Genomic DNA, 2,937 nt, shown 5'->3' with positions numbered 1-2,937 from the left:
GCAGGCTCGGCCACTGGCTGCTGGATGATGAGAATCAGCGCAAGCGGAAGCGACCCGTCAAGCCGGGCAGGAGTTCCTCCGTGCAGCCGTGGTGGAAAGTCATGTGCCTGACCGGTGTCGATTACTTCTCGACCCTCGGGTATCAGCCGGCTATCGCAGCTGCGGCGGCCGGCGCGCTCTCCCCTGTTGCAACTCTGATCCTCGTTGCGGTCACACTGTTCGGTGCGCTGCCGATCTATAAGCGGGTGGCCCGGGAGAGTCCCCACGGTGAGGGGTCCATCGCGATGCTGGAGAAGCTTCTGCCGAAATGGAAGGGAAAGATCTTCGTCCTCGTTCTCCTCGGGTTCGCGGCGACAAGTTTCACAATCACCATGACCCTCTCTGCCGCCGATGCCAGCGCCCACCTCATCGAAAACCCCTTCGCGCCGTCGTGGCTGCATGGCCAAGAGGTAGTAGTCACCCTCGGGTTCCTGCTGCTCCTTGCCGCGGTCTTCCTCCGGGGGTTCCGTGAGGCGATCGGCATCGCTGTTGCCCTTGTCGCCGTTTTCCTTCTCCTGAATCTTGTGGTTGTTCTGGTCGCCGCGGCGGAGGTGGCTGCACACCCGCAGCCCATCGGTGACTGGTGGACCGTACTCACCGCACAGCACAGCAATCCGCTTGCGATGATCGGCGTCGCCCTGCTGGTCTTCCCCCGCCTGGCGCTCGGGCTTTCCGGGTTCGAGACCGGCGTCGTCGTCATGCCCCAAATCGAAGGCGCCCCAGGCGACACCCCTTCAAACCCCCAGGGGCGGATCCTCGGCGCCCAAAAGCTCCTCACGGCAGCGGCATGGATTATGAGCGGTTTCCTGATTGCTTCGAGCTTTGTCACGACCCTGCTGATCCCCGCGGCCGAGTTCGAGGCGGGAGGCGCCGCCAGCGGGCGGGCGCTGGCCTATTTGGCACACAAGTACCTCGGGGAGGGCTTCGGAACCTTGTACGACATCAGCACTATCGCCATCCTCTGGTTCGCCGGTGCCTCCGCTATGACCGGTCTGCTCAACCTCGTACCCCGGTATCTCCCGCGCTACGGCATGGCTCCGATCTGGGCACGGGCTGTCCGACCTATGGTGATTGTGTTCACCGTCGTGGCCGCCGTGGTGACTATTGCGTTCAAGGCCGACGTCAACGCGCAGGCGGGCGCCTATGCTACTGGCGTACTGGTGCTGATTACTTCGGCGTCGGTGGCCGTGACGCTATCGGCCCGCCGCCGCGGCCAGCGCATCGCCTCCCTGGGGTTTGGTGTCATCTCCCTGATTCTCATCTGGACCACCCTCGCGAACGTCTGGGACCGTCCCGACGGCGCCGGCATCGCAGCACTGTTCATCCTCGGCATCGTCGTGGTGTCTTTCGTGTCGCGGGCCCGGCGAGCGTTCGAACTGCGTGCCGCCTCAATCACACTCGACGATGAAGCGCTCTCCTTCGTCGCTGCGCAGGATTCCGGACAGATCACGCTTATCGCTCATGAACCCGAACGGTTGAGCGCGGCGGCATACCGCCGGAAACTGGAACATGCCTGCAGCGTCAGCCACCTCACCCCCGCGGACGAGCCCTTATTTATCGAGGTCATGGTTGATGACTCATCAGACTTCGAGACCCACCTGCTCGTCCGGGGCGTCACCCGCCACGGTTACCGCATCCTCGAAGTCCACAGTTCAAACGTGCCCAACACCATCGCCGCAGTGATGCTCCACATCCGCGACATCACCGGACTCATGCCCCACGTGTACTTCCGCTGGACGGAGGGTGACCCACTGGTGAACCTTCTCAAATTCCTCGTCATCGGAGAAGGCGAGATCGCCCCGGTCACCCGGGAGGTCCTGCGCGAAGCTGAGCCAGACGTTACCCGGCGCCCCTGGGTACATGTGGGCTAACCCGGGCGAATGTCACTCCTACACACCGGTAGGCACAAAAACTCACAATGTCACCATCATCCAATACCGATGCAGGGTTTTGTCCACCGCGTTAGGCGTGCTGGGTGCTATGGTCGCCCGCCGACCTCCAACTCCTACTCCAACGAGCGGCCCCTCGTACGTCGTCCGGCGTCGGAGATTCAACTGTGATGCGTTCGCTGTTGTCCCCGGTGGACTGTACCAAGCGTGTAGGGTCCCAGAATTATATGCAATAATCTGCGCATGAATGCAGATAGTAGAATGTGTGGTCGGGAGGCTGACAGCCAGTTTGTTGAGTTGGCGGTGGAGGTGTTTTCCATGCTTGCCGACGCGACCCGGGTCCGGTTGATTCTTGCCCTGCGGGATGGGGAGCTTTCGGTCAATCATCTGGCGGACATCGTTGATAAGTCTCCGGCGGCGGTGTCTCAGCATTTGGCGAAGATGCGGTTGGCCAGAATGGTTTCCAGCCGCCAGGAAGGCACAAAGGTTTTTTACCGTTTGGCCAACGAGCATGCCCGCCAGCTCGTCAGGGATGCTATCTTCCAGGCCGAACACGCCCTGGGAGGCACGCCTTTGCACCATCACAAAGATGCAGAGGCGAACCAATGAGCCGGCGAGTTCCGCACGACCATTCGGCTGCTCACAATCATGATGCCGATGGGCACCATGGTCCTGAGCATGATCACGGCAGCGGTCATGGTCATGAGCACCCGTCGGGCCTGCGCGGTGTACTGCATGGGTTGTTTGTACCGCATAGCCACGATGCCACTGATTCGATTGATGATGCCCTACAGAGCAGCGCCAAGGGTATCCGTGCGGTGAAGATCTCGCTGCTCGGCTTGGGTGCGACGGCGTTGTTCCAGCTGTTTGTTGTGCTGATCAGTGGTTCGGTGGCGCTGTTAGCGGATACGGTGCACAACTTCTCGGATGCGTTGACTGCAATCCCGTTGTGGATTGCTTTTCTGTTGGGCCGCCGGGCTGATCGGTTTTGCTGGCAATGAGCTGGTGG

General features: G+C 61.4%; 2 protein-coding genes and 1 pseudogene. All 3 read left to right on the top strand.

Annotation, left to right across the window (positions count from 1 at the left end; translation table 11 throughout):
• Positions 1 to 101: 101 nt before the first annotated feature.
• Positions 102 to 1,910, top strand: coding sequence for a hypothetical protein (locus tag X803_RS0109110; protein WP_026544902.1), 1,809 nt, complete (start codon positions 102 to 104; stop codon positions 1,908 to 1,910).
• Between the two features lie 261 nt (positions 1,911 to 2,171).
• On the top strand, positions 2,172 to 2,537 hold the full coding sequence (locus tag X803_RS0109105) for an ArsR/SmtB family transcription factor (RefSeq protein ID WP_051470613.1): 366 nt from the start codon (positions 2,172 to 2,174) through the stop codon (positions 2,535 to 2,537).
• Positions 2,534 to 2,908, top strand: a pseudogene (locus X803_RS21455) (cation transporter); the annotation flags it as partial. The gene X803_RS0109105 and the pseudogene X803_RS21455, both read left to right, overlap by 4 nt.
• Positions 2,909 to 2,937: the final 29 nt, after the last annotated feature.

It is taken from the genome of Arthrobacter sp. 35/47, from assembly GCF_000520475.1.
GTDB lineage: Bacteria > Actinomycetota > Actinomycetes > Actinomycetales > Micrococcaceae > Arthrobacter_D > Arthrobacter_D subterraneus.
Note: the sequence above shows the minus strand (reverse complement) of the source record. Positions and strands in the feature narration are given on the sequence as shown.